Genomic DNA, 21,727 nt, shown 5'->3' on the forward strand with positions numbered 1-21,727 from the left:
GGTCTGGTCTTGGGAAGGGGCCGGCGATGGGGGAAACGCGCGTCAACAGGCCGGGGCCAGCGCCTGTTCGTGGATGCCGCACTCGGTCTTTTCCTGACCGGCCCAGCGGCCGTCGCGGGCGTCCTCGCCTGTTTCCACGGCACGGGTGCAGGGCCAGCAGCCGATGGAAGGGTAGCCCTGCTCGACCAGCGGATGACGCGGCAGTTGGTGGTCGCGTAGCCAGGTCTCGATCTGATCGGCTGACCAGGCGGCGAGCGGGTTGACGGTCAGGACGCCGTCGGCGGCCTCGAACGGTTCGAGCGCGGCGCGGTGGCTGTTCTGATAGCGTTTGCGGCCGGTGATGCGGGTGTCGAAACCGGCCAGGGCCTGGGCCAGGGGTTGGACCTTGCGAATGGCGCAGCAGGCGTCGGGCGCGCTGCGCCACAGGTCGCCGCGCGGGTCGGCCTTGGACAGGGCGGCGGCCTCGGGCTTGATGTCCCGCACATCGGTCAGCCCGAGGCGTTCCGTCAGCACGCGGCGATAGGCCAGGGTCTGGAAGAAGTGCTGGCCGGTTTCGAGGAAGACGACGGGCAGGTCGGGCCGGACGCGCGAAATCAGATGCAGCAGGACCGCCGCCTCGGCCCCGAAGGAGGAGATGGCGGCGGCCTTGCGCTCCAGGGCCGGGTCCAGAACCGCGCGCAGCAGGTCTTCGGCGTCGGCCTGGCCCCATTGGGCGTTGAGGCGCGCGGCCAGGGCGGCGTCGGGGTTGGTGTGGCGCTGACGCCAGACCAGTCGGTCGTCGCCGGACGCGGCCTGATAGGCGGCGCTGAACACCTGATCCATGCGCCGCCACGGCGCGGGGTCTGCGCCGGGCGACAGCTCGACCGCGTCAAAGCCGCAGCGGCGCAGGTGACGGGCCTGATCGGGCAGGACCTTGCCGGCGGCGATCAGGCGACCGCGATAGCCTTGGCCTCGCAGGACCGCCGCCAGCGAGAAACCGCGCCCGTCGCGGAAGGCCTCGAACTCCAGGATCAGGCTGTCATTGGCGGCGGCCGCCGCGCGGATGTCGTCCTCGGGCGACGAAACGCTCAGGCGGACGCCGTCTTGGACTTGTTCAAGCAGCTGCATCGGTCAGCTCATAGATGGCGGTGCGGAAGGGATCGGCGCCGAGGCGGCGGACCGTGTCGATGAACAGCTCGCCGTCGTTGCGGATCTCCAGATAGCGATCCAGGGCGCGGGCGATGGCGGGGGCGACCTCTTCTGCGGGAAGGCTGCGGCCGACGATCTCGCCTAGCGCCGCCTGTTCGTCTGGCGAGCCGCCGACGGTGATCTGATAGTATTCCTCGCCCTTTCGATCGACGCCGAGGACGCCGATGTGGCCGACATGGTGGTGGCCGCAGGCGTTGATGCAGCCGCTGATGTTGATGCGTACCGGGCCGAGTTTTTCCAGCAGGGCGGCGTCGGCCAGTTGGCGCGACAGGGCCTGGGCCACGGGGATGGAGCGGGCGTTGGCCAGGCTGCAATAGTCCAGGCCGGGGCAGGCGATGATGTCTGTCGCCAGGTCGGCGTTGGCCGTGGCCAGACCAGCTTCGCGCAGTCGGCTCCAGACCGCGTGGACGTCCTCCAGCCGGACGTGGGGCAGGACTAGGTTCTGTTCGTAGGAGGCGCGGACTTCGTCGAACGAAAAACGTGCGGCCAGATCGGCGACGACATCCATCTGAGCTGCCGTGATGTCGCCGGGGACGCCGCCGATGGGTTTCAGCGAGACGATGACGGCGCCATAGCCGGCCTGCTTGTGCTCGCGCAGGTTAGACCGTGTGAAGCGGGCGAACTCGGGGTTCAGGCGGCGGGCGGCGTCATAGGACGGGCTGGTCGCGGGCAGGTCGTTGAACGGCGGCGGCGTGAAATAGGCCTGGATGCGGGCCAGCTCCTCGTCGGGGATGCGCAGGTCTTCGTGACGCAGGATGGCGAACTGGCGCTCCACCTCGTCGCGGAAGGCGTCGATGCCGATGGCGGCGACCAGAATCTTGATCCGCGCCTTGTGGATGTTGTCGCGCCGTCCCAGCAGATTGTAGGCGCGCAGGATGGCGGTCAGGTAGGCCAGCAGGGACTGACCCGGCACCGCCGGGGCGATCTCCTGCGCGATATGAGGCAGGCGCCCCTGACCGCCGCCGACGAAGACGCGGAACGCCGTTTGGCCGTCCTCGCCGCGCACGATCTGCAAGCCGACATCGTGGGTGCGGATCGCCGCCCTGTCCTTGGGCGCGCCGACGATGGCGATCTTGAACTTGCGCGGCAGGAAGGAGAATTCCGGGTGAATGGTCGACCACTGACGGATGATCTCGCACCAGGGGCGCGGGTCCTCGATCTCGTCGGCGGCGACGCCGGCGAAGACGTCGGTCGTGACATTGCGGATGCAGTTGCCGGAGGTCTGGATGGCGTGCATCTCGACCTCGGCCAGATCACTGAGGATGGCGGGCAGGTCTTGCAGCGCGGGCCAGTTGAACTGGATGTTGGTGCGGGTGGTGAAGTGGCCGTAGCCCCTGTCATAGGTGCGGGCGACATGAGCCAGCCGGCGCATCTGGCGGCTGCTCATTACGCCATAGGGGACGGCGACGCGCAGCATATAGGCGTGCAGTTGCAGATAGACGCCGTTCATCAGCCGCAGAGGCTTGAACTCGTCCTCGGTCAGCGCGTCGCTGCTGCGGCGGTCGACCTGATCGCTGAACTCCGCGATCCGCTCGCGGACCAGGGCGGCGTCGAACTCGTCATAGCGGTACATCAGGCGGTCTCGTTTCGAGCGGCGAAGTCGAGGCTGTGGCCGACGGTGGGACCAGCCGAGCGGATGCGCTCTTTCAGCCGGTCACGGCCCGAGGGCGCGCGGCCTTCGACCTCGATCAGGTACGGATTGACGAAAACGGCCGGGCGCGACTGGGCCAGAGTCAGAGCGGCCTCGGCGGCGTCCGCGTCCAGAATGCGAGCGGCGTCGATGGCTTCCACGGCGGCGTCAGCCTCGCCCAGATAGATGACGCGGCCGTCGTTCAGGCGGTTGGCGGTCAGCAGCTTCATGCGGCGGCCTCGATCAGGGCGCGCTCATCGCTGGCGACGGCCAGGGCGGCGGTTTCGCCGATGAACAGAAGGGCGGGGCCGGTAAGGGCCATGCATGCGACCAGGGCGGCCAGATCGTCGAGCCGTCCCTTGAGCGTGCGCTGATCCGGGCGGCTGCCGTTCTCGACCACGGCGACGGGGGTGGCGCCGTCACGACCGGCGGCGATCAGGTTCGACGCGATCTCAGCGGCTTGGCCGGCGCCCATATAAACGGCCAGCGTATGGTTCGGCGCCGCCAGACGGGTCCAGTCGGCGGCTTGCCCGCCCGGCTTGGGCTGGCCGGTGACGAAGGTCACGGCCTGGGCGTGATCGCGGTGGGTCAGGGGCAGGCCGGTCGAGGCGGCGCAGGCGAGGGCGGCGGTGATCCCCGGCACGACGATGGTCTCGATCCCGGCGGCGCGCACAGCCTCCAGTTCCTCGCCGCCGCGTCCGAAGACGAAGGGGTCACCGCCTTTCAGGCGCACGACGCGGTGGCCGGCGCGGGCCTCCTCGATCATCAGTTGTTCGATCTGGTCCTGCGGCACCGAATGGTCGCCGCGCGTCTTGCCGACGTAGATGCGCCGGGCGTCGCGGCGGGCGCGATCCAGCACCTCGTTCGAGACCAGCTTGTCGTGGATGATGACGTCGGCGTCCTGAAGCGCGCGCAGGGCCTTGAGGGTCAGAAGTTCGGGATCGCCGGGACCGGCGCCGACGATATGGACGATGCCTTGAGCGGCCTCATCACGGGGCGCGGCGGCGACGTTCAGCAGCCGGACCATCTCGCGGCGGGCCTCGGCCATGCGGTCGTCGGCGGCCAGGTCTGCGGCGGGACTGCGGAAGGCTTTTTCCCAGAAGCGGCGGCGCGCGAGGAAGTCGGGGATCGCGTCCTTGACCGCGCCGCGCAGTTCGCCCGCCAACTGGGCGACCGAGGCCACCCCCTGCGGCAGGACGGCTTCGATCCGTGAGCGCAGATCGCGGGCCAGGATGGGGGCGTTCCCGCCAGTGGCCACGCCCACGACCACGTCGTCGCGGTCGATCAGGGCGGGGGTGTGGAAGTCGCTGAAGGCGGGTTGATCGACGATGTTGACCTGGGCGCCGGCCTTTCGCGCGGCCTCGGCGATGCGGCGGGCCAGGGCGATATCGCTCAGGGCGATGAAGACCATCCGGGCGCCGCGCAGATCGGCGGCGTGGGGAAGGCGGGCGTGGGGCGTCGGCGCGGCGGGCGGCGTTTCCAGGGCGGCGGGCGCGCCGTCCGGCGTGAACCAGACCAGGTCGGCGGGGCTGTTCAGGAACAGGCGCAGCTTCGCCAAGGCGGGTTCACCCCCGCCGACGACGACGATTTTCGCCCCTTCCAGGGGGATGGATGCCAGAAAGACGCGCATCGGCCTTGTTCCATGATCTGCTGTCTTCCGCCCTCATGTTTGCGTGGCGGCTCGACATTCAGCATCCGTCGTGCACGATCCTTCCACAAACCAGATTGTCTCCGACGCCCTGATAGGTTTTCTGCAAGCGCATGGTTCGACCGCTTTTGCCCCTCAATGCCCTGCGTGCTTTTGAAAGCGCGTCGCGGCACCTCAACTTCTCGCGGACGGCGGACGAGCTGTCGGTGACGCCGGGGGCTGTCAGCCAGCAGATCCGTCTGCTGGAGGAGATCATCGGCGGGCCGCTGTTCACGCGGGAAGCGCGCGGGTTGCAGCTGACGGAACTGGGCCGGGCGGCGACGCCGCTGCTGCGCGAAGGGTTCGAGCGGCTGATGGACGCCTCGGCCATTCTGCGTGAGCCGCCGCTGAACCGGACGGTGGCGATCAGCGTGGCGCCGTCCTTTGCGTCCAAATGGCTGATGCCGCGCATGGATGACTTCCACGCCGCCCACCCCGACATCGAGGTCTGGATTTCGGCGGACATGGAGCCGGTGACGGTGGGCAAGGGGAAGGTCGATCTGGCTATCCGCTATGGCCCCGGCGACTATCCGGGTCATGTGGTCGAGCGCCTGCTGACGGAGACGGTGATCCCCGTCTGTTCGCCCGCCCTGATGGCCGCGCCGCATCCGATCCGCACCGCCGAGGATCTGACCCGGCATACCTTGCTGCATGACATGTCGGAGGACGGCGACGCCTCGCGGCCGGACTGGGCCATGTGGCTGAAGGCCCGGCACGCCAGCCATGCCGACGCCCGGCGCGGCTCGCGGTTTGACCAGTCCAGCCTGCTGATCGAGGCGGCGGCGGCGGGGCGGGGCGTGGCCTTGGCCAAGCGGACCCTAGCCCAGGCGGACCTGGCCACCGGGCGTCTGGTCGCGCCCTTCCCGGACGGCAGTCAGGTGCTGGGCTTCGCCTATTTCGTGGTCTTGCCGAGGGACCGTCCTGTGTCGCCAGGAACCAAGGCCTTCGTCGCCTGGCTGAAGAAGCAGGCCATCGACTACGACAACAATCTGGACCAGCTATAAAATCGACCTGCAGATTTTCTGCACGCTCTCAGCAGGATTGATCGTTTCCTCGCCTGACGCCGCCCGCCCTATGTCGAAGGCCTTCACATCAGGAGGTCGGTCGTGAGCGAAGTCGCAGTTCTGGAACGTGCCCGCGTTGCGGCGCCCGCGGCCTGGACCCCGCAGCGGGTGTGTTGGGTGCGGCGCTGGACCGATCATCTGTTCAGCTTCGCCATCGACCGGCCCGAGGATTTCCGCTTCCGCTCGGGCGAGTTTGTCATGATCGGCCTGCCGTCGCTGGACGGGGCGGGTAAGCCGACGCTGCGGGCCTACTCCATCGCCAGCCCGTCGTGGTCGGATGAATTGGAGTTCTTCTCCATCCGTGTCGAGGATGGGCCGCTGACGTCGCGTCTGGTCCATATCCGGCCGGGCGACGAGGTCTTGCTGGGCAAGAAGCCGACCGGGACCCTGGTGCTGGATGCGCTGAAGCCGGGGCGTCGCCTGTTCCTGATCGGCACCGGCACAGGCCTGGCACCCTGGCTGAGCGTGGCGCGCGATCCCGAGACCTATGAGCGGTTCGAGCAGGTGGTGGTCACGCATACGGTGCGTCAGGTCGCGGACCTGGCCTATCGCGACTTACTACAGACCGAGCTGTTCGACGACCCGCTGGTCGGCGAGGTCGCGCAGGGGCGGCTGACCTATTATCCGACCGTGACGCGTGAAGCGTTTGAGCGTCCGGGTCGGATCACCGACCGGATCGCCAGCGGGGCCTTTTTCGATGATCTGGGTCTGGAGCGCCGGTTCGATCCGGCGTCTGATCGCGTCATGCTGTGCGGTTCGACGGCTATGATCCGCGAGGTTGCAGCCCTGCTGGAAAGCCATGGTCTGAGCGAAGGCTCAAACGCCGAACCTGGCGACTATGTGCTGGAACGCGCCTTCGTCGGCTGACCGCGCAGTTTTTCTATCGGCCGGCGCGAGATCATATCGTTCGACGCGGACCGGCCCTCCACGCTTCAAATATCCCTCGTTCAAGACGACCAGTGAGGACCGCAGCCTATGCAGGCGACCGTCGAAAAGCAGAGAGACGCCACCGCGCGTCGCGTCCTGCCCCCGCATCTGCGCCAGTTGGAAGCCGAGGCGATCGAGATCCTGCGCGAGGTGGCGGCGACGGCGCGCAACCCGGTCATGATGTATTCGATCGGCAAGGATTCCGGCGTCCTGCTGCACCTGGCGGCCAAGGCCTTCTATCCGGGCTCGCCGCCATTCCAGCTGCTGCACGTGGATACGACGTGGAAGTTTCGGGACATGATCACCCACCGCGACCATGTGGCCGGCCTCTATGGCGCGCGGTTGCTGGTCCACACCAATCACGAGGCCCTGGCGCGCGGGATCAGCCCGATCACCTCGGGGTCCTCGGCTCACACCCAGGCGATGAAGACCGACGCCCTGAAGCAGGCGCTGGACCTGCACGGCTTTGACGTCGCCATCGGCGGCGCGCGTCGCGACGAGGAGAAGTCGCGGGCCAAGGAGCGCATCTTCTCGTTCCGGGGCGCGGACCACAGCTGGGACCCGCGTCGTCAGCGGCCGGAGCTGTGGCGGCTGTGGAACTCCAACCTGGGACCGGGAGAGCGCCTGCGCGTCTTCCCCCTGTCGAACTGGACCGAGCTGGATGTGTGGGAATACACCCAGGCGGAGGGCATCCCGGTCGTGCCGCTGTATTTCTCGGCCCTGCGCCCCGTGGTGGTGCGCGACGGCGCCCTGATCGTGCGCGACGACGAGCGGTTGCCGTTGAGGGAAGGCGAGACGCCGGAACTGCGCCGCGTCCGTTTCAGATCTCTGGGCTGCTATCCGTTGAGCGCGGCGGTGGAGTCCGGGGCCGACAGCCTGGACGCCGTCATCCGCGAACTGCGCACCAGTAGGCAATCCGAGCGCCAGGGACGGCTGATCGACGCCGACGAAACCGCTTCGATGGAGCGCAAGAAGCGCGAGGGCTATTTCTGATGGACGGCGCCGCGACGGCCTTCCCGCCGCAGGGCCAGCGGGCGGAACGCGACCTGCTGCGCTTTCTGACCTGCGGCTCCGTGGACGACGGCAAGTCGACCCTGATCGGGCGGCTGTTGTTCGAGACGGGCCAGGTGCCGGAGGACCAGCTGGCGACGCTGGAACGCGACTCGCGCAGGTTCGGCACCGACGGCGCTAACCTCGACTACGCCTTGCTGCTGGACGGACTTGAAGCGGAGCGCGAGCAGGGCATCACCATCGACGTGGCCTATCGCTATATGTCGACGCCGCGCCGCAGCTTCATCGTCGCCGATACGCCGGGGCATGAGCAATATACGCGCAACATGGCCACCGGCGCCTCGACCTGCGACGCGGCGGTCGTGCTGGCGGATGCGGTCAAAGGGGTGACGGCCCAGACGGCGCGTCACAGCCGCATTGTCGCTCTGTTCGGCATTCGCCACGTCATTCTGGCGGTGAACAAGATCGACTTGGTCGCGGACGATCCCTCGGCGTTTGAGCGTATCCGCGACGCCTACGCTGAACTGGTCGCCGATCTGGGTTTCCGCTCGGTGACGGCGATTCCGGTCAGCGCGCGACGGGGCGACAACCTGACAGCGCGGTCCGCCGCCACGCCCTGGTACGACGGCCCCAGCCTGATCGAGGCGCTGGAAGACCTGCCGGTCGCCGAAACCGGCGTCGCGCGGTCGTTCCGCCTTTCGGTCCAGTATGTGAACCGGCCCCATGCCGACTTTCGCGGCTATGCCGGGACCATCGCCTCGGGCGAGGTGAGGGTGGGCGACGCTCTGGCGGTCTGCCCCGGCGGCCAGACGGCGACGCTGGCGCGCATTCTGTCAGGCGACAGGGAGGTTTCAACCGCTTGTGCCGGCGACGCCGTGACGTTGGTGCTGGCCGAGGCGGTGGACGTGGCGCGCGGCGATGTCCTGGCGCCGGTTGATGACCGCCCCGCTGCGTCCGACCACCTGGATGTGCGCCTGCTATGGATGGGGGAGCAGCCGTTTGATCCTGGGCGTCGCTATCAGGTCAAGCTGGGCGCCCGAACCCTGCCGGCGCGCCTGACCCTGGCCGATGCCATGGCGGCGCTGACGCCCAACGAACTGGCGGATGGTTGGCTGACCCTGCCGTCGCCAGCCGCAGTGGACCCCTTCCGGCAGGACCCGACCCAAGGCGCCTTTGTGCTGATCGACCGGGCCTCCGGCTTCACGGTCGCGGCGGGGGTGGTGACAGGCGTGTCGGGCCAGGCGGCTCACATCCATCAAAGTCCCGCCGCCGTTTCGCGCGAGGCCCACGAACGGCTGAGCGGCCATCGTGGTGGCGTGGTCTGGCTGACCGGCCTGTCGGGCGCGGGCAAGTCCACCGTCGCCCAGGCGCTGCAACAGAGTCTGCATGGACGCGGTTGCCGCACGGTGCTGCTGGACGGGGACAACCTGCGTCACGGCCTCAATCGCGACCTCGGATTTTCCGACGCCGACCGGACCGAGAACGTGCGGCGGACGGGGGAAGCGGCGCGGCTGTTCGCGGACACCGGCGTCATCGCCATCTGCGCCCTGATCTCGCCGCGTCAGGCGGACCGCGATGCGGTCAGGGCATTGTTTGACGACGAAGGCTTCGTCGAGGTCTTTGTCGAGGCCTCTCTGGAAAGCTGCCGGGCGCGTGATCCGAAGGGCCTCTACGCCCGGGCTTCGGCCGGGATGATCGCTGACTTCACCGGAGTCGCCGCACCCTATGAGACCCCGACTGCGCCTGATCTGACCGTTGCGACGGAGCAATTGTCGCCGTCGCTGGCGGCGGATGCAGTGCGCTGTCTTCTGGAAGAGCGCGGCTGGCTCTAGGCCGCCGCCAAGACTGGATTCTCTCGTGACCTATCTCGTCACCGACGCCTGCGTGAAATGCAAGTTCATGGACTGCGTCGAAGTCTGCCCCGTGGACTGCTTCTACGAGGGTGAAAACTTCCTGGTCATTTCGCCCGACGACTGCATCGATTGCGGCGTCTGCGAGCCGGAATGCCCGGTCGACGCCATCAAGCCCGACACCCAAGACGAACCCGACGGCAAGTGGCTGAAGATCAACACGGACTATGCCAGGCTATGGCCCAACATCACGGTCAAGGGCGAACCGCCCGCCGACCGAGCCGACTATGAGCAGGAAACCGGCAAGTTCGAGAAGCACTTCAGTCCCAGGCCCGGCTGAGGTTGCTTTCTGGCCAGCGTCAGCGGGCGACGGAATGTGCGGCTGCCGTCGTTTATGGGGGCGTCCCGCCGCCTAGGGGTTGTTCGGTGCGGACTCGTGCAATGACGGCTTCCAGGTAGGCTTTCGGCATGCCGCCGGGGATCAGGCGGCCGTTGATGACGAAGGCGGGGGTGCCTTGCAGCGCCAGAGCCCGAGCCTCGCGCCCGTTGCGGCTCAGGACGGCGTCGATCGCTGCGCGATGTTCTGCAAGATCGCGTTCCAGGCGGGTCATGTCGACGCCCGCCTGCTGGGCCAGGCGCTGGATATCGGCGTCGCTGGTGATGCGCGCGGGGGACTGCATGAAGACGTTATGGACCGCTTCGTACTTGCCCTGATAGCCGGCCGCCAATGCGGTGCGGGCGGCGTTCTGGGAGACGGCGCCGAAGATGGGCCAGTCCTTGTAAAGGACGCGGACCTTGGGATCGGCCTTCATGACGGCGTCGACCACAGGCTGCATCTTCTTGCAGTAGCCGCAGTTGTAATCGACGTAGCCGACGATGACGACGTCCGCGTTCTCGCTGCCCAGGAAGGGCACGCCGGGGTCGCGGATCAGATCGTTGAAACCGATCAGGCCCGAAGTCGCTGCACGTGTACCCGAGGCCAAGTCTTCTGCGTCTCTGGCTTCCGCGGAGCCGCAGCCCGCCAGCGCCAGGACAGCGGCGAGAGCGGGCAGGAGGGGGCGCGTCATGGGTGGGACTCCGTCAGAGAAGAAGATCGGTTCAGCCGCGCGATTTCCGCAGCGATCCGTTCGGGCGCGATTTCGCCTGTATGGGCCTGGGCCAATCGGCCGTCGGCGTGAAGCAAGAGCGTCATGGGGATGCCCACCGTGCGATAATGGCGCTGGGTCGCCATGGCGGGGTCGAGCAGCAGGTGGTCGAAGCGGAGGCCCTCACGCTCAAGGAAGGCGCGTACAGCGTCTTCGCCCTCGCCCTGATTGATGAGGAGGAAGCGGACATCGGGATGGTCGCGCTCGGCTTGCAGTAGAGCGGGCATCTCTCGTCGGCAGGGGGCGCACCAGGTGGCCCACAGGTTGATCACGGTCGGTCGCCCGTCCAACGACGCCAGATCGACCGCCGGACCGTTGAGGGCGGTCAGGGTCAGAGCCGGAGGCGGCAGGGGCTCAGTCGCTGACGCCAGTTGATAGGTCATGGTGAAGACCAAGGCCGCCGCCGACAGGGGCGCAACGGCCCAGAGGCGTTCTTGCGTGGTGCGCAAAAGGAAGAACAGCGTCAGGCCGGCGACCGGCAGAACCCAAAGCCAGATGAACCCGCCCTGCCATACCGCCAAGGCGCGCAAGGGGGCGTCGCTGAAAGAGGCCCAGTGAACGATGACGTGGGCCAGTCTTGCGGCGGCCAGACCGCCGATGACCACCACGGTGCTCCACAGGTTGAAGCGCTGGCTGACGCGGCTGGCCAGCAGACCTGTTCCGATCAGAAAAACAAAGACGCCCGCGAGAATGGCGAACCGTTCGCCCGACAAGATCAGAGGCCCGAGGACGATGGTGTTCACGCGGCGGCTCCGGCACGTTTCAGGGCATCCAGCATAGGCTGGACCGAGGTTTCGCCGACCAGACGCGTATCCGGCGCCTCGGTGGCGGAGCGGGACATGAAGATCAAGGTCGGCGGCCCCGCCACGAGGTAGCGTTTCATCATGGCGTGGGCCTCGGGCGTGCTGCGGGTGAGGTCGACCTGGATTAGATCGACTTCGGCCAGGCGGGCGACGACGTCCTGATTCTGGAACACCCGCCGTTCCATCACCCGGCAGCTGACGCACCAGTCGGCGGTGAAATAGACGAGGGCCGGGCGTTTTCGCGCGGAAGCCGCCGCCAGGGCGCTATCCAGCCCTGGTTGATCCACGACGACGGCGGCTGGCTGTGCGGCGACGACGGCGGTTGTCGGCGAAGAGCGCGTCAGGGGCGCCAAGGGGCGCCAGGGATCGACGGCGCCCAGGCTGAGGCCGCCCAGAAGCAGGACGCCCCAGGTCGCCGCCGCCAGACCTGCCGCGCGACCAAAGCGGCTTGATAGCCTGGTGCTGGCTCGACTGAAGAGGCCAAGCGCTGCGGCCAGAGCCAGGGCCAGTGCAGCCCCGAGCGCAAGCGTGGCGGCGGGTGGCAGAATACGGCTGGCCAGCCACCAGGCCATGCCCAGAAAGACGAAGCCGAACACCATCTTGACCCGGTCCATCCACGGGCCGGCCTTGGGCAGGAACCGTGCGCCGGCCGTACCGAACGCGATCAGAGGCAGACCCTTGCCCAGTCCCAGGAAGAACAGGGCCGCCGCACCGAGCAGGATGTCGCCGGTCTGGGCGATATAGAGCAGGGCGCCCGCCAGAGGGGCGGTGACGCAGGGGCCGACGATCAGGGCCGAGACGAAGCCCAGTCCCGCCGCGGACAGTAGGGTGCGGCGCCCATGGCCGTCGTCGCGCGACAGACGGCTGGTCCAGGCGGAAGGCAGTTGCAATGTGAAGGCGCCGAAGGTCGAGATCGCTAGGACTACAAAGATGACAGCCACGGCGCCGACCGCCCAGGCCGACTGCAAGGCCATCTGCAAGTTCTGGCCTGACCAGGCGGCGGCCACGCCCAGCAGGGCCAGGGCGCTGGACAGACCCAGGACATAGGCGACTGACAACACCAGACCGCGCCGTGACCCACGACCGTCAGCGCCGCGCCCAATGACGCCGGCCAGAATGGGGTACATGGGCAATACGCAAGGGGTGAAGGCCAGCAGGACTCCGAAGCCGAGGAAGGCCGCCAACACCCAGGCCGCGCCGCCTTTTAGCGCCAGTCGCCCTACGAAGCTGTCGTCCTTGGCTTTCGCCGGCAGAACAGCCGAGGCGGTCGCTGCGACAGACGTCACGGAATTGGCAGTGGGGGAAACGACCGAGGCGTCCGGGGCGACGGCCACAAGGGCGGTGGTCGGGACGATCTCTGCGTCGCCTTCAGGGGTGTCGATGTGGGCCTTGGGGCGAGCAGGGACGGTCACCGTTTGCGTTGTGGGGGGATAGCAGATCGAGTCTTCCAGGCAGCCTTGGTAGGTGATGCTGATCGACGACGGCGCGCCGGCCTGGGCCAAGGTGTCCGCAGACATGACGGCGCGACCGATGTCCCGCCAGATGTCGACCACTCCGAAGTCTGGATCGTCCTTGGATCGGCCCTTGGCCAGATCAAGGGGCAGAGGCGCGGCGCTATGGGCGACGGCGGCGGCGGTGTGTTCGCGATATAGATAGTAGCCTGGCGCGATGGCCCAGACGAAGGACAGATCGCCGTCAGCCTCTCGCGCTACGGTCAAGGCGAAGGCTTCGTCTGGCGACAGCGGCGTCTCAATTTGAGCTGACGCAGGAAACGCAAAGACAAGGGCAGCGAGGCAGGCGAAGGATAGACGTTGCAAGAAATTCATCTCTGACTGCTGGCGGCGAGAGCTTAAGTGGAGCTTAAGCCAAGGCCCGCATGCCGAAATGAGAGGCTCGTCGTAGAAGATGGCCCGGTTCGGGCAACGGATCAAAAAAACTGCGGCGATGCCAACGGGGGCGCTTTTTCATCGAAATAGACGCTCAATGGAAATCCCGCGATCCTGGCAGGATGCGCACGTCGCGCGGATGCCGATGCGACGGCTGTCGCGGCGGTTGCGGGTGGGCGATGATGTCGGCGCGAGCCAGTTGGGTGTCGGCTTCATGGTTTTCTGACAGGCGGGCCAGATCGGCTGTGCGGTCGATGATGCGGCGGGCGACGACGTGGACGACGCCTTCGGGACTTTTCTCGACCACGCCCTCGACCTGCATCAGCCGGGCGCTCATGATCTCGCGTCGGAATTGCTCCAGCATCCGCGCCCACAGGACCACGTTGGTGATGCCGGTCTCGTCCTCGAGGGTGACGAAGACGGCGTTGCCCTTGCCCGGTCGCTGACGCACCAGGACCACCCCAGCGACCTTCACCTGGGAGCCGCCGCGGAGGCCTTCTGTCTCGGCGCAAGTCAGCACGCGATCGGCGGCGAAGACGGGGCGCAGAACGGCCATGGGGTGCGCCTTCAACGACAGGCGTGCGGTCTGATAGTCGGCGGCGACATGCTCTCCCAGCGGCATCAGGGGCAACTGGGCGTCGGGCTCGACGCCCAGCTCGCGGGCGCCGCGCTCGCGCGCTTCTGCGGCGGCGAACAGGGGCAGGGGATCGTCGTCGGGCAATCGCCGCACGGCCCACAGCGCCTCGCGCCGGTCCTGGCCCAGGGATCGGAAGGCGTCGGCGTCTGCCAGTTTGCGCATGGCGGCGGCGGGCAGTTCGGCGCGGCGGGCCAGGGTTTCGACATCGATGAAGGGCCGGTCACGGGCGGCGACCAGGGCCTCGGCCCAGTCCTTCCTGAACCCTTCGATCTGACGCAGACCCAGTCGCAGGGCCGGCGCCGTCTTCGGTCCCTCCAGACTGTTGTCCCAGTGGCTGTGCGAAACATCGATGGGCTGCACCTCGACCCGGCCTACCTCCTGCGCCTCGCGCACGATCTGGGCCGGCGCATAAAAGCCCATCGGCTGGCTGTTCAACAGGGCGCAGGCGAAGGCCGCCGGGTGGTGGTGCTTGATCCACGAAGAGACATAGACCAGTTGCGCGAATGAGGCCGCGTGGCTCTCGGGAAAACCGTAGGAGCCAAAGCCCTTGATCTGGTCGAAGCAACGCTGGGCGAAGGCCGGATCATAGCCGCGTTCGACCATCCGCCCGACCATGCGGGTCTCATAGGTGTGCAGGCTGCCGTCGCCGCGGAAGGTGCCCATGGCCTTGCGCAGGCCATTGGCCTCGGCATCAGTGAACTCGGCGGCGACGATGGCCAGCTTCATCGCTTGTTCCTGGAACAGTGGCACGCCAAGGGTCTTGTGCAGAACCTGTTCGAGTTCGTCGGGCGGGCCGTGGGCGGGCGAGGGCGAGGAATAGATGACCTCCTCCACGCCATTCCGCCGTCGCAGATAGGGGTGAACCATATCACCCTGGATCGGGCCGGGACGGACGATGGCGACCTGGATGACGAGGTCGTAGAGGCAGCGGGGTCTCAGCCGAGGCAGCATGTTGATCTGGGCCCGGCTCTCCACCTGAAACACGCCGATGGACTGGCCCCGGCACAGCATGTCGTAGACGGCCGCGTCCTCGCGCGGGAGGGTGTGCAGATCCCAGTCCTCCTCCGCATGGGCGCGGATCAGGTCGAAGGCCTTGCGGATGCAGGTCAGCATGCCAAGCGCCAGCACATCGACCTTCATCAGGCGCAGGGCGTCGATGTCGTCCTTGTCCCATTCGATGAAGGTGCGGTCGGGCATGGCCGCATTGCCGATGGGGACCATTTCGTCCAGCCGGTCCTGGGTCAGGACGAAGCCGCCGACGTGCTGGCTGAGATGGCGGGGAAAGTTCAGCAGGCGCGACGCCATGGCGACGGCGCGGGCGATCAGAGGATTGGCGGTGTCCAGGCCCGCCTGAACGACGTGGCGGTCGCCGATCTCTGTCCCCCAACTGCCCCAGTGGCTTGCGGCCAGGCGGGCGGTGACGTCTTCGGTCAGGCCCAGCGCCTTGCCGACCTCGCGGATGGCGCTGCGCGGGCGAAAATGGATGACGGTGGCGGCGATGCCCGCGCGATGGCGGCCATAGCGTTCGTAGATATGCTGGATGATTTCTTCGCGCCGCTCGTGCTCGAAATCGACGTCGATGTCGGGCGGCTCGTCGCGGTCCTCGGACAGGAAACGCTCGAACAATAGATCGGATTCCATCGGGTCGACCGAGGTGATCCCCAGGACGTAGCAAACCGCCGAGTTCGCCGCCGAGCCCCGCCCCTGACACAGGATGCGCTTGTCCCGCGCCACGCGGACGATGTCGAAGATGGTCAGGAAGTAGGGCGCGATCGCCTTTCGAGCGATGAAGGCCAGTTCCTTGTCCAGTAGCGCCCGAACCTTGTCGGGAACGCCGTCGGTGTAACGCATGGCGGCGTGACGGCCGGTCAGGTCTTCGAGCCAGGCCTGCGGGTCCCATCCCGGCGGGATCGGCTCTTCCGGGTATTGGTAGCTGAGGTCGGACAGGTCGAAGGTGGCGCGCGACAGAAGAACCGTCGTCTCGACGACCGCCTCGGGCGCGTCGCGGAACAGGCGGGCCATTGCGGCGACGGGCTTGAGCCAGCGTTCGGCGTTGGCTTCCAGCCGGAGGCCGGCGGACTCGATGGTCACGCCTTCACGAATGCAGGTCAGGACATCATGAAGGTCGCGGTCCTGCGGCGCGGCGTAGAGGACGTCGTTGAGCGCCAGAAGGGGAGCGCCTGTCCGAGCCGCCATGGCCTTTAGTCGAACCAGCCTGCGCCGGTCGTCGCCGCGCCTGTGCATCGCGGCGCCCAGCCAGACGGCGCCGGGGGCAGCCTCGGCCACCCGCGCCACCACGGTCTCTAGTCCGGCCAGTTGATCGGGCGGCATGATGATCAGCAGCAGGCCCTCGGGGTCGGCCAGCAGGTCGCGCACGCCGATCTCGCACTCGCCCTTCCTCGCCCGGCGATTGCCCAGGGTCAGCAGGCGGGTCAGTCGGCCCCAGCCCGCGCGCGTCTCGGGATAGGCGATCACGTCGGGCGTTCCGTCATTGAAGACCAGCCGCGTCCCGGTCAGCAGGCGAAAGTCCGCCGCGCGTTGTTTTACCTCTTGGGACAGGGCTGGGTCATTCAGCGGGTCCTCGATGAAGGCGATCTCGCCGGGACTGCCGCCCGAGCGAATCCTGTCCGGCGGGGCCAGGCCTTCGCACCGGAGTTCCTTCAGCGCGCTCCAGGCCCGCACCACGCCCGCCACCGTGTTGCGGTCGGCCAGTCCCAGCCCGGCATAACCGCGCAGGATCGCCGTCAGCACCAGATCCTTGGGATGCGAGGCGCCGCGCAGGAAGGAGAAGTTGCTGGCCGTCGCCAGTTCGGCGTAGGCGCCGCAAGGGTCCAAGGTGTTCATGGCGCACTCATGCGAACAGGCCGTGGATGAACCAGCGGGGCTCTGGCGTCTCGCCATAGAGACCCTGGCGGAATAGCCAGAAGCGACGGCCCTCCCGATCTTCGACCCGGTAATAGTCGCGGGTGCGCTGGTCCGGCGCACGCCACCATTCGCCGCCGATCCGCTCGGGGCCTTCGGCGCGCGTCACCTCGTGCAGGACGCGGCGCCACCGAAACTTTAGGGGATAGCCGTCGGGCACCTCGGCCAGGGTTTCGACCGGCTGGGGCGGGTCGAACATCTGAAGAGGTCGCAAGGGCGGATCATCGGGATCGAGGTCGGGCCAAGGCTCGCCGCCCGAGCGGGCCGAGGCCGGAACCAACCGCGCGGCCCGCTCGGGAATGTGGGAGGCAAAGGGTTCGAACCGTAGCACTGCGTCGGGCCCCAGACGGGCGGTCAGCCGATCAATCAGGCGGCTGAAGGCCTCCTCGACTGGCGTCTCACGCTCCAGTCCCTGCTGGGCCGGCGCCAGAATCTGGGTCCAGGGCACGGACATCCGCATCTGGTCGAAGCCGAAGCCGGGGTCCAGCGGGTGAGACAGGGCCGCCATCCGCTCGCGGTACAGGCGCAGGGTCGCGGGTGCGTCGCGGGTCGGGCGGCCGGTGCGGACGATGATACGGCGCACCTCGCCGTCCACGCGATAGAATCCGGCCTCGAAGGCGCGGCCGCCCAGCCCTCTCTGGTCCAGCTGGTCCATGGTCTCGATCAGCAGGTCGGACAGGACCCGCTCGATGTCCTCCGGCGCCGAGATCGGCTCAAAGAAGATGCGGTCGACGACCACGGGCGCGGGCGGACGATGCGGGGTGATGCGCATGTCCTCGTCGCCCAGAACCCGCGCCAATCGGGCGGGGAAGTCGGCGCCGAAACGGGCGGCCAAGGGCGCGCGGGGGCGGTCGTCCAGATCGGCCAGACGCTTCAGCCCGGCGCGACGCAGGGCTTCCTCATCCTTTTCCGGCAACTCCAGCGCCGCGACCGAGAGGGCGCGCGCGGCCGCGCGATCCTGGCCCAGCTCAAACAGGCCGCCGGGGCCGAAACGGGCCAGGGCGCGAGCGACCTGAGGCGTTCCGGCAAGCGCGAGGCGAGACTGAAGCCCATCATGCTTCGCCCGTGTCTGGACGGTCTGCATCAGGCCTGCCTCTCCACGGAACAGGTGGGCGCAGCCGGTTACGTCCAGCATCAGGCCGTGAGGCGGGTCGAGCGCGATCATGGGGGTGAAACGGCCGAAATCCTCCAGCACCCGCGCCAGCAGGGCGTCGTCGAGGTCCGCTCGATGGGCGACGACGCGCAGGGCCGGGGTTCGCGCCTGCGCATCGGCCAGGGTCAGACCTGGCGTCAGCCCCGCCTGCGTCGCCGCCGGATCGACGGCGGCCAGCCGCAGCGCGCCCTTGATCTTTTCGGCCAGAACGACAGGCGGTCCATCCTCAGGCGGCGCGTCTCCCTCCCGCGCCTGACGCCGCAGCCGGTCGCTGGGCAGCCAGGGGAACCAGACCGCCAGATAGCGGCGCGGGCGGGCGGAAGGTTCGCTGCTCACGATCCCACTCCATGATCCAGGCTCCGGTCGCCCCGCCGCCGCGTCGCCGCAGCAGGGTCGCCGAAAAAGACGGTCGTCCCGGCGCTCCGCCCTCTAGAGGTTCTGAAGCCCAGGACGCCACGGACCAGCGGGTCTCGGCGGCGCTGGGGCAGGGAAGGGCGCCCGCCCGCGCCAGGAACAGGGTCGCGCCCCCGGTTTCGGCCGCCAAAGCCAGTCGCCGGCTGGCCGTCAGGCTGAAGGCCTTGGCCTCGCCCCAGGCGCTCAGCAGGACTGCGCCGACGGCGGAACTGCGCAGGGCCTCTTCGCCCACGGCCAGCAGAGTCTGCACGTCGCGCGTTCGCACAAGCAGCAGATCGCGCGGCGACAGCCCCATCTCATGCAGGCCCGGCCCATGCGGCTGCCCCGCCTCCTGGCCCATCATCTCATGCAAGCCCCAGACGATGGGCCGCCCCGCCGCCGCCCGCAGAGCCATGCCCAAGCCGAAGGCGTTGACCGCCACGGCGTCGGCAGCCGCAGCGGCGTAGAAATCGTGGACGCGGCCTGTCGCCAGGGGAGCGAAGGCGTCGCCGCCTTTCTGATGTGAGGTCGCCTCGCCACGACGACCGCCGGATCGATCCAGCGCCTCCAGCCGGGTCTTCAGCGCCATAAGCGCATCAGGGTGTGAACAAATGTTCTTCATTTGTTCTATATGCACCTTGTGCCCCCGGTGGTGTCAAGCGAGGCCGATGCGCAGTTTGCATGTCAGTGGATCGTGCGAGACGGAGGTCTTGCGAGAACGGATCGAGGGGATGACGGCCTGGGCTCCGACCGCCGCGGACGCATTGTTGGTGCAACGCTCAATCTCCCTCGTCGTTGTTTCACGAGGAAGAACGACATGAAGCCTTTCGCGGCGCTCCCCTCCCGCGATTTCAGCCCATCACAGACAAGCACGACTGAAGGAAACACCATGCCCAAGCCGCCCGTAGCAGACGCCCGCCCCGGTGAGGGCGGTGAACTTCATCAGACCGCCTCTACGCCTGACACGCGCCTTACGACGAACCACGGCGTGCCGGTCAGCGACGACCAGAACTCGCTGAAGGCCGGCCGCCGCGGCTCGACCCTGCTCGAGGATTTCGTGCTGCGCGAAAAGATCCAGCACTTCGACCATGAGCGCATTCCAGAGCGCATCGTCCACGCGCGGGGATCGGCCGCCCATGGTTTCTTTGAACTGACCGAGAGTCTGAAAGACTACACAACGGCCAAGATCCTGACCGAGGTCGGAAAGAAGACCGAGGTCTTCACGCGCTTCTCGACGGTCGCCGGGGGCGCGGGGTCGGTGGACACGCCGCGCGACGTGCGCGGCTTCGCCGTGAAGTTCTACACGACCGAAGGCAACTGGGACCTGGTGGGCAACAACATCCCCGTCTTCTTCATCCAGGACGCGATCAAGTTTCCGGACCTGATCCATGCCGTGAAGATGGAGGCGGACCGCGGCTATCCCCAAGCGGCCAGCGCCCATGACACCTTCTGGGACTTCATCAGCTTGATGCCCGAGAGCACGCACATGGTGATGTGGGCCATGTCCGACCGGGCGATTCCGCGGTCTCTGCGCATGATCGAGGGGTTCGGGGTCAACACCTTCCGACTGATCAACGCCAAGGGCGAGGCGACCTTCGTCAAGTTCCACTGGCGCCCGAAGCTGGGAACCCAGTCGACCTGCTGGGACGAGGCGGTCAAGATCGCCGGCGCCGACCCGGATTATCATCGCCGCGATCTGTTCGAGGCCATCGACCAGGGCGATTTCCCGGAGTGGGAGTTCGCGGTTCAGCTCTTGAGCCAGGCCGAGGCGGACGCCCTGCCGTTCGATGTTCTGGACGCGACCAAGCTGATCCCCGAGGAGACCCACCCGCTTCGGGTCATGGGCCGCATGGTGCTGAATCGCAACCCGGACAACTTCTTCGCTGAAACCGAACAGGCCGCCTTCCTGCCGACCAACATCGTGCCCGGCATTGACTTCTCGGAAGATCCCCTGCTGCAAGGCCGGCTTTTCTCCTACCAGGACACGCAGCTGTCGCGTTTGGGAACGGTCAACTTCCACCAGATCCCGATCAATCAGGCCAAGGGCTGTCCCTTCCAGAACTTCCAGCGCGACGGCCACATGCAGACCCAGGTCTTCAAGGGACGCGCCAACTATGAACCCAACAGCCTGGCCGAGGCGGGCGAGGAGGGCGGGCCGCGCGAGGACCCGCAGGGCGGCTTCCGCACCGCCGCCGTGGCGATGGAGGGCGAGAAGGTCCGGCTGCGCGCCGAGAGTTTCGCCGACCACTATAGCCAGGCGCGGCTCTTCTTCCGCTCGCAGACCGAGATCGAGCAGGCCCATCTGGCCAGCGCCATCGTGTTCGAGCTCTCGAAGGTGTCCCTTGACCATGTACGAAACCGGGTCGTGGCCAATCTGCGTAATGTCGATGAAGGCCTGGCGAAACGGGTGGCGAACGGGCTGAATCTGCCGCTGCCCAAGGCCGCGAAACCCGCGGTCGATCCGATCGATCTGGAGCCGTCGCCCGCCCTCAGGATCGTCGGCAAATATCCGGACACGCTGAAGGGCCGCAAGGTCGCGATCATGGTGGCTGACGGGTCTGACGGCGCCGTGGTCGCGGGTGTCCGCAAGGCGGTGGAAGGCGACGGCGGGGCGGTGTTTATCGTCGCGCCCAAGGTCGGCGGAGCGACGCTGGCTGACGAATCCATGCTGGCCGTCGACGGCCAGTTGGCGGGAAGCCCTTCGGTGCTCTTCGATGCGGTCGCGGTCGTCCTGTCAGACGAGGGATGCGCCCAACTCCTGAACGAGGCGGCGGCTGTGGACTTCCTTCGGGACGCCTTCGGTCATCTCAAGGCCATCGGCCATACGTCGGAGGCTCGACCGCTTCTGGACCGAGCGGGAATCACGCCTGACGAGGGAGTCGTCGACCTGTCTGCGGCGAAGGCAGCGGACTTCCTGCCGCCGGCCCGCACGCGTCAGTGGGCGCGGGAGCCAGCCGTACGAACCTTGGCCTGATCATCTTGTCCAACGGGCTTGATGCGGGAAGGGCGGGCGTCACGCAGCGACGTCCAGCCCTTCCTGCATCAGGGACGGCATGAGGGGCTCGGACGGGAAGCCGAGATCGGGATTGCTGCGCACTTCGATCAGGCGTTCGCCATGATAGAGGCAGAGGGTAGAGAAGCCGAACCACTCGGCCATGACGGGATCTAAGGCCTTACGCGCCGAGGCGTCGTCTCTGGCGTCCAGGACTCGGATTTCCCGCGCCGGGACGCCGGGCATGTTAACGATGCAATAGTATGAAATCACGCGACTTTCCTAAAGTTGCGGCCTCAAACGACTTTGCAGCCGAAGGGTTCCTCATCTCGCCCGATTGAGCCGACGTCTTATCGGCGCAGATGCATCGCTGCTGTCGTAACGCTTTTGGGCGGGCGTCGGCGGGGCGCAGGAAGGAGCGAGCGCGGAAAGGACCGGC

General features: G+C 67.5%; 17 protein-coding genes. 6 read left to right on the forward strand and 11 right to left on the reverse strand.

Annotation, left to right across the window (positions count from 1 at the left end):
- Positions 1-42: 42 nt before the first annotated feature.
- Genes HX774_RS07185 through cysG form a run of 4 tightly spaced genes read right to left on the reverse strand, consistent with a single transcriptional unit; the run spans position 43 to position 4,448 of the window.
- Positions 43-1,107 (reverse strand): phosphoadenylyl-sulfate reductase, encoded by a 1,065-nt coding sequence (locus HX774_RS07185; RefSeq protein ID WP_178825505.1) that lies wholly within the window; start codon positions 1,105-1,107, stop codon positions 43-45.
- Positions 1,094-2,761, reverse strand: a complete 1,668-nt coding sequence (locus HX774_RS07190) for a nitrite/sulfite reductase (RefSeq protein WP_178825506.1) — start codon at positions 2,759-2,761, stop codon at positions 1,094-1,096. Before HX774_RS07190 ends, HX774_RS07185 begins: the two co-directional genes overlap by 14 nt.
- Positions 2,761-3,048 (reverse strand): DUF2849 domain-containing protein, encoded by a 288-nt coding sequence (locus HX774_RS07195; protein WP_178825508.1) that lies wholly within the window; start codon positions 3,046-3,048, stop codon positions 2,761-2,763. Before HX774_RS07195 ends, HX774_RS07190 begins: the two co-directional genes overlap by 1 nt.
- Positions 3,045-4,448, reverse strand: coding sequence for a siroheme synthase CysG (gene cysG / locus HX774_RS07200; protein WP_178825510.1), 1,404 nt, complete (start codon positions 4,446-4,448; stop codon positions 3,045-3,047). Before cysG ends, HX774_RS07195 begins: the two co-directional genes overlap by 4 nt.
- 131 nt (positions 4,449-4,579) lie before the next feature.
- Between cysG and gcvA the strand changes: the two genes are divergently transcribed.
- The 5 genes from gcvA to fdxA all read left to right on the forward strand — a co-directional run bounded on the left by gcvA (position 4,580) and on the right by fdxA (position 9,697).
- Positions 4,580-5,509 carry a transcriptional regulator GcvA gene (gene gcvA, locus HX774_RS07205; RefSeq protein WP_178825512.1) on the forward strand — a complete coding sequence of 310 codons (930 nt, stop codon included), beginning with the start codon at positions 4,580-4,582 and terminating at the stop codon, positions 5,507-5,509.
- A 120-nt stretch (positions 5,510-5,629) separates the two neighbouring features.
- The gene (locus HX774_RS07210; protein WP_178825545.1) at positions 5,630-6,436 is read left to right on the forward strand and encodes a ferredoxin--NADP reductase; all 807 of its coding nucleotides are present in this window, start codon (positions 5,630-5,632) and stop codon (positions 6,434-6,436) included.
- Positions 6,437-6,544: 108 nt separating this feature from the next.
- A complete protein-coding gene (cysD, locus tag HX774_RS07215) occupies positions 6,545-7,489 on the forward strand; it encodes a sulfate adenylyltransferase subunit CysD (RefSeq protein WP_178825514.1) in 945 nt (314 codons plus the stop codon).
- The gene (gene cysC / locus HX774_RS07220) at positions 7,489-9,339 is read left to right on the forward strand and encodes an adenylyl-sulfate kinase (protein WP_178825516.1); all 1,851 of its coding nucleotides are present in this window, start codon (positions 7,489-7,491) and stop codon (positions 9,337-9,339) included. The genes cysD and cysC overlap by 1 nt, the downstream gene beginning before the upstream one ends.
- A gap of 25 nt (positions 9,340-9,364) precedes the next feature.
- Complete coding sequence (gene fdxA, locus HX774_RS07225) at positions 9,365-9,697, forward strand: ferredoxin FdxA (RefSeq protein ID WP_178825518.1); 333 nt, start codon at positions 9,365-9,367, stop codon at positions 9,695-9,697.
- 52 nt (positions 9,698-9,749) lie between these two features.
- Here the strand turns inward: fdxA and HX774_RS07230 are convergent, their stop codons facing one another.
- From HX774_RS07230 to HX774_RS07255, 6 genes are all read right to left on the reverse strand, one after another.
- Positions 9,750-10,424, reverse strand: coding sequence for a DsbA family protein (locus HX774_RS07230; protein ID WP_178825520.1), 675 nt, complete (start codon positions 10,422-10,424; stop codon positions 9,750-9,752).
- On the reverse strand, positions 10,421-11,245 hold the full coding sequence (locus HX774_RS07235; protein WP_178825522.1) for a TlpA disulfide reductase family protein: 825 nt from the start codon (positions 11,243-11,245) through the stop codon (positions 10,421-10,423). Before HX774_RS07235 ends, HX774_RS07230 begins: the two co-directional genes overlap by 4 nt.
- A complete protein-coding gene (gene dsbD, locus HX774_RS07240; protein ID WP_178825524.1) occupies positions 11,242-13,131 on the reverse strand; it encodes a protein-disulfide reductase DsbD in 1,890 nt (629 codons plus the stop codon). Before dsbD ends, HX774_RS07235 begins: the two co-directional genes overlap by 4 nt.
- A 154-nt stretch (positions 13,132-13,285) precedes the next feature.
- Positions 13,286-16,672, reverse strand: coding sequence for an error-prone DNA polymerase (locus HX774_RS07245; protein WP_178825526.1), 3,387 nt, complete (start codon positions 16,670-16,672; stop codon positions 13,286-13,288).
- Between the two features lie 7 nt (positions 16,673-16,679).
- Positions 16,680-18,239, reverse strand: a complete 1,560-nt coding sequence (locus HX774_RS07250; protein WP_370523366.1) for a DNA polymerase Y family protein — start codon at positions 18,237-18,239, stop codon at positions 16,680-16,682.
- Positions 18,130-18,885 carry an ImuA family protein gene (locus HX774_RS07255; protein WP_255500193.1) on the reverse strand — a complete coding sequence of 252 codons (756 nt, stop codon included), beginning with the start codon at positions 18,883-18,885 and terminating at the stop codon, positions 18,130-18,132. The genes HX774_RS07250 and HX774_RS07255 overlap by 110 nt, the downstream gene beginning before the upstream one ends.
- A gap of 300 nt (positions 18,886-19,185) precedes the next feature.
- On the opposite strand from HX774_RS07255, the gene HX774_RS07260 reads away from it, so the two are divergent.
- Positions 19,186-21,270, forward strand: coding sequence for a catalase (locus HX774_RS07260; RefSeq protein ID WP_178825529.1), 2,085 nt, complete (start codon positions 19,186-19,188; stop codon positions 21,268-21,270).
- A gap of 39 nt (positions 21,271-21,309) precedes the next feature.
- On the opposite strand, the gene HX774_RS07265 is transcribed toward HX774_RS07260, so the two are convergent.
- Positions 21,310-21,561, reverse strand: coding sequence for a hypothetical protein (locus tag HX774_RS07265; RefSeq protein ID WP_114817363.1), 252 nt, complete (start codon positions 21,559-21,561; stop codon positions 21,310-21,312).
- Positions 21,562-21,727: the final 166 nt, after the last annotated feature.

The sequence above is a fragment of the Brevundimonas sp. P7753 genome (assembly GCF_013386595.1).
GTDB classification, from domain to species: Bacteria; Pseudomonadota; Alphaproteobacteria; order Caulobacterales; family Caulobacteraceae; genus Brevundimonas; species Brevundimonas bullata.